The sequence below is a fragment of the Arenimonas sp. genome (assembly GCF_035312645.1).
Lineage (GTDB): Bacteria > Pseudomonadota > Gammaproteobacteria > Xanthomonadales > Xanthomonadaceae > Arenimonas.
On record NZ_DATGBO010000070.1, the window covers coordinates 1 to 4,996 of the forward strand.

The 4,996-nt window shown below is 64.0% G+C and carries 5 protein-coding genes and 1 pseudogene; 1 reads left to right on the forward strand and 5 read right to left on the reverse strand.

Annotation, left to right across the window (positions count from 1 at the left end; translation table 11 throughout):
- The 5 genes and pseudogenes from VKM35_RS06460 to rpoE all read right to left on the reverse strand — a co-directional run.
- Window positions 1-305: pseudogene (locus tag VKM35_RS06460) on the reverse strand (hypothetical protein); the annotation flags it as partial.
- A 24-nt stretch (window positions 306-329) separates the two neighbouring features.
- A complete protein-coding gene (locus VKM35_RS06465) occupies window positions 330-755 on the reverse strand; it encodes a SoxR reducing system RseC family protein (RefSeq protein WP_324319569.1) in 426 nt (141 codons plus the stop codon).
- Complete coding sequence (locus tag VKM35_RS06470; RefSeq protein WP_324319571.1) at window positions 748-1,752, reverse strand: MucB/RseB C-terminal domain-containing protein; 1,005 nt, start codon at window positions 1,750-1,752, stop codon at window positions 748-750. Before VKM35_RS06470 ends, VKM35_RS06465 begins: the two co-directional genes overlap by 8 nt.
- A complete protein-coding gene (locus VKM35_RS06475) occupies window positions 1,749-2,507 on the reverse strand; it encodes a sigma-E factor negative regulatory protein (protein ID WP_324319573.1) in 759 nt (252 codons plus the stop codon). Before VKM35_RS06475 ends, VKM35_RS06470 begins: the two co-directional genes overlap by 4 nt.
- On the reverse strand, window positions 2,504-3,097 hold the full coding sequence (rpoE, locus tag VKM35_RS06480) for an RNA polymerase sigma factor RpoE (RefSeq protein ID WP_324319574.1): 594 nt from the start codon (window positions 3,095-3,097) through the stop codon (window positions 2,504-2,506). The genes VKM35_RS06475 and rpoE overlap by 4 nt, the downstream gene beginning before the upstream one ends.
- A 236-nt stretch (window positions 3,098-3,333) precedes the next feature.
- Here rpoE and VKM35_RS06485 point away from each other — a divergent pair.
- A partial coding sequence (locus tag VKM35_RS06485; protein ID WP_324319577.1) for a 3-hydroxyacyl-CoA dehydrogenase NAD-binding domain-containing protein occupies window positions 3,334-4,996 on the forward strand: 1,663 nt, incomplete at its 3' end.

The window sequence follows — 4,996 nt, forward strand, 5'->3', positions numbered from 1 at the left end:
TTGGGCTGCTGCGACAAATCGGAATCATCGTCGTCGCGCTGGGCGACGGCGCGACGGCTGCCGCTGCCGATGGTCGCCTCGATGTTCACCACCGCCGGCCCGGCCAATTCGACCAGTCGCGAGAAATCCGGCAGGTTCACCAACGGCGCGGCGCTCGGTGCAGTGGCAGCCGGTACGACGCTGGCCTGAGTCAGCGCGGCGGGTGCCGGAGTCGTCGCGACGGCGCGATCCTGCCACTGGGCGAACACCAGGCCAGCGAGGGCGACCGAGGAAAAAGTGATGGCGATGCGTGGAAGCGTCTTCATGGCGGAATCGACTCTGCGAAAGTGTCAGGAATGCATTTCAGGATGGACCAGGCGTGGCTGCGCCAGCGTCGGCTTGGAAGAAAATATGGCGGCGGAAGTTCCGGCGACAAGCCCGGCACAGGTGAAAATATCAACGGCCATGCCGAGCCCGCGCCCTAGCGCATATCCCAGCAAAGCCCCCAACAACAGGCCAATCCAGGCGCGGCCGTAGCCCGCCCAGGCGCTGCGCCGCAGCGCGACATCGTCCAGCGAGAGCACAACCAGATCGCCAACCTGCAACGGCGCAGCAGGCTTTTCACCTGGCAACTCCAGCTCGCCCTCGGCATCGCCGACGAACAGGTTGCAACGGCCACCGCAACCGTTTTCGCAGGGAGTGCAACGACTGCCGAGCAAGCGCAGCCGCACACCCTGCGGCGCGATCGCAACGATGCGCGCCTGGCGCTCAGCCACCGGTCTTCACACCAGGCGCGGCCTGGACGTTGCGCGCGAAATATTCGACGGTCTGCACCGGCACCTTGCCGATCGCCACGACTCGGCGACCGCCCTGCCAGTAGGAAATGGCGTTGACTGCACCGCGATGCATCGCCGAGCGCCCCACCTCGGCACTCGGCATCGGTTCGATATACACCGACACGCTGGCGAGGCCATCGCTGTAAAGCAACTGCACCGAATCACCGAGACGACGCGCACCGCGCAGTACGAAACCCGGCGGCGGCGAGCCGACGCGCCAGCCTGGATCGGTTTCATTGCCAGCGCTCAAGGTCTGTACGCGGCGCAGATCCTGATCCGTCGACGGTTTCAGGTCAGCCGCGTCCGGCATCACATCCATCTGCAGATCGGTGAACACCATTTGCTCCAGCGACTGCCCGCTCTCGCCGATCAACGCCAGACGCAGTGGCAGCGCTGTCTCTTTGTCCAGCCAGAGGCGATAACCATAACGCCAGGGATCGCGCGCCTGGATGTCGACGATCTGGGCATCGCGATTGGCCACGCGTCCAACCGCGCCAAGCTTGGCGTGATAGCCGGCAAGACCGGCGGCATCGGCAAATTGCCCGCCGGGATTCCAGCGCCCGGCGGTATCGGCGTCGTAGCCGACCGGGCCGATCCCTGTGCCAATGCACATGACCAGTTTGTCGTCCTGGATCACTTCGCGGCGTGGACCAGTCAGCGCGACCAGGCGCATGCGCTCCACGCCCTTGTCGTAAGCATGGAAAACACCCAGCGTTTCCATGTGCGCGCCGGACACCATCACCAGCGTGCCCTGATAATTTTTTTCGGTCAGCGCCGGGCCGATACGCGCCAGCCACGCACCGGCATCCTGTCCCCACAGGCTGCTCACCCAGGACTTCGCGCCCTGATACCAGCGTGCCGGTGCCGAGGGCTCGTCCGCGAATGCGGATTGACTCAGGCCGGCCGCCAGCAGGAGAACAAGTACGCGCGACTTCACTTATCGGTGCCCCCGCTCTGGTTTTCGCCGGCAGCATTGCCCGGGTCGTTGCTGACCACGTCGACATACGGCACGAAACCGCTCAGGCCGTCATCGCTCATCATCTGGTTGTGGCGCACGAGATAGGCCTCGAGCGCCGGGTCGTTGGTGTTTGATGGCAGCGTCGAACGCGGCCAGGCCTTGGTCCCATTGCCTTCAACCAAGGGGAAATCGGATGGTGACTGCGTGCCTGCAACCGCCGCAATCGTCGGCTTGCCGATGTCGGGATTTTTTGCCGGCACACTGCGCGGTGCCGGCTTGATCAACGATTCCATCGGCGCCGCCGTGGCGCTCGCCTCAGCTACCAGATCCGCCGAAGATGGCGTGGCGACGAAAGGCGCGAACTGGATCACCGGCGTATCGGCGAGAACAGGCGCCGTGCTGGACGTTTCGTGGCTGCCCCAACGTGGACCGAATGCCACGGCCAGCAACGCCACCGACGCGGCGATCGCCCAACCAAGCAAGGGGCGTCGGGATTTTTTCGCCGTCGGCTCGATCGCCAAATCCTTCGCGACATTTTCGGCAAGGCTTGCGCGCATCAGGCGCAGCGGCTGCCCCTTCATGCAGGCCGAGGCAAGCTGCATGCGCTCCCAGCGTTCGCGCAGGGCCGGCTCATTGGCCAGGCGACGCTCGAGGAATCGCGCCTCATCGGCCGGCAACTCGCCGTCCATCAAGGCACTGAGCTGTTCGCAGATTTTTTCGTCGAGGCTGTTCATGGGCGTACTCGTTCGCTGTCCATCAAGGGGCGCAGGCGGGCGTCGATCGCTTCGCGGGCGCGGAAAATCCGTGAGCGCACGGTGCCGATGGGGCAATCCATCGTCTCGGCGATCTCTTCGTAACTCAGGCCTTCCATTTCGCGCAGGGTGATCGCCTGGCGCAATTCTTCCGGCAATTCGGCGACGGTATCGCTGACTTCCCGGGCGATTTCCTGGCGCAGCATTTCGTGTTCGGGCGTGTCGTGGTCGTGCATGCGGCCAGCGCCGCTGTAGTGTTCAGCGTCGTCGACATCGACATCGGAGGTCGGCGGTCGGCGTTTCATCGCGACGAGATGGTTCTTGGCTGTGTTCACGGCAATCCTGTAGAGCCATGTATAGAACTGGCTGTCACCACGGAAGTTGGCGATCGCCCGGTACGCGCGGATGAAACTTTCCTGCGCGATGTCCTGGCTTTCGGCGTAATCGGGTACGAAACGGCCAATGACAGCGCCGATGCGGTGCTGGTATTTGCGCACCAGCAGATCGAAAGCTGTCTTGTCGCCGTGCTGTACACGCTTGACCAGATCCAGGTCGAGTTCGTTCTCGCCCATCGGGGCCGCTGCTCCTTGCGGCCGACGGGGCCGCTGGAAAGACAATGCCATGTCGGAAAAGTTCGCGCCGGGCGTCGATCGGGCGAATGTCGGGGCTGTGCGCTTCACGCAACACAGACCGGATCCGCGATCCACTGCCGCCGGATCGCATCCGGATCGCGGCGCCGTCATTGACCGGGGCCCGACCCTGCCCGGATGATACGGCCCATTCCCCTACCCTGACGTATGGAACAGCCATGTTCGACGGCCTTCGCCTTGCCCATTGGAAACCCGAGCTGCGCCCGGACGGCATCCTGATCCTCACGCTCGATCGCGCCGACGAAAACGTCAACGCCCTGTCCCGCGCCGTCATCGACGAACTCGACGCGATGCTCGAACGCATCGCGCTGGAATTGCCCAAAGGCATCGTGATCCGCTCGGGCAAGGCCGCTGGCTTCATCCCTGGCGCCGACATCAAGGGCTTCGAGGAAATCGAGGCCAAGGGACTGGTCGAGGACTGGATACGCCGCGGGCAACTGATCTTCCAACGCCTAGCCGAATTGCGCTGCCCCACGGTCGCGGCGATCCACGGCCATTGCATGGGCGGCGGTACCGAAATCGCATTGGCCTGTCGCTATCGCGTCGCCAGCAACGATGAAAAAACCCGCATCGGCCTGCCGGAAATCAAGCTCGGCATCTATCCGGGCTGGGGTGGCAGCGTCCGCCTGCCGCGCCTGATCGGCGCGCCGGCCGCGTTCGATCTGATGCTGACTGGACGCGCGCTGTCGGCGTCTTCGGCAAGAGCGATGGGCCTGGTCGACAAGGTCGTCGAGCCGGCGATGCTGCTTGAAGCCGCACTCGGTCTCCTGCAGCGCGGCGGCAAGCGTTCGATCAAGCAGCGCCTGCTCGCCTGGGCCACGAACACCTGGTTGGCGCGGCAAATCCTCGCGCCGCAAATCGCCAAGGCGACCGCGCGCAAGGCCCGCAAAGAGCACTACCCCGCACCCTTCCTGCTGATCGAAACCTGGCGACGCAGCGGCGGCCAGCCGATACCGGTCGCCCTCAAGGCCGAGGCGAAATCAGTGGTGAAGCTGGCCAGCACGCCGACCGCACACAACCTCGTGCGCGTGTTCTTCCTGATGGATCGCCTCAAGGGTCTGGGGGGAAAAGAACATGGCATCAAGCACGTGCATGTGATCGGCGCCGGCGTAATGGGCGGCGATATTGCCGCCTGGTGCGCGCTGCGCGGCTTCGACGTGACCTTGCAGGATCGCGAGATGCAATACGTGCAACCGGCGATGGAACGCGCGGCGAAACTGTTCGAAAAGAAAGTGAAGAACGACGCCAAGCGCGCCGAAACCAGCGCGCGCCTGGTTGCCGATGTCGAAGGCAGCGGCGTCGCCAAGGCCGACCTGATCATCGAAGCGATCTTCGAAAATCTCGACGCAAAGCGCGCGCTCTACGCCAAGCTCGAAGACGAGATGAAACCCGGCACCTTGCTGGTCAGCAACACCAGTTCGATTCCGCTGACCGAGTTGCGCGCCAATCTCAAGAATCAATCCAACTTCGCCGGCCTGCACTACTTCAATCCGGTCGCGCTGATGCCGCTGGTGGAAATCGTCAAGCACGACTTTCTCGATCCGGAAGTGGAACGCCGCCTCGCCGCGTTCTGCCGTGCGATCGACAAACTGCCGGTACCGGTTGCTGGAACGCCCGGCTTCCTGGTCAATCGCATCCTCGCGCCGTACATGCAGGAAGCGATCATCTGCTTCAGCGAAGGCATCCCTGGCCCGGTGATCGACAAGGCCGCGCTCAAGTTCGGCATGCCGATGGGACCGATCGAACTGGTCGATACGGTCGGCCTCGACGTCGCCGCGTCGGTCGGAAAAATCATGGCTGATTTCCACGGTCAGACCTTGC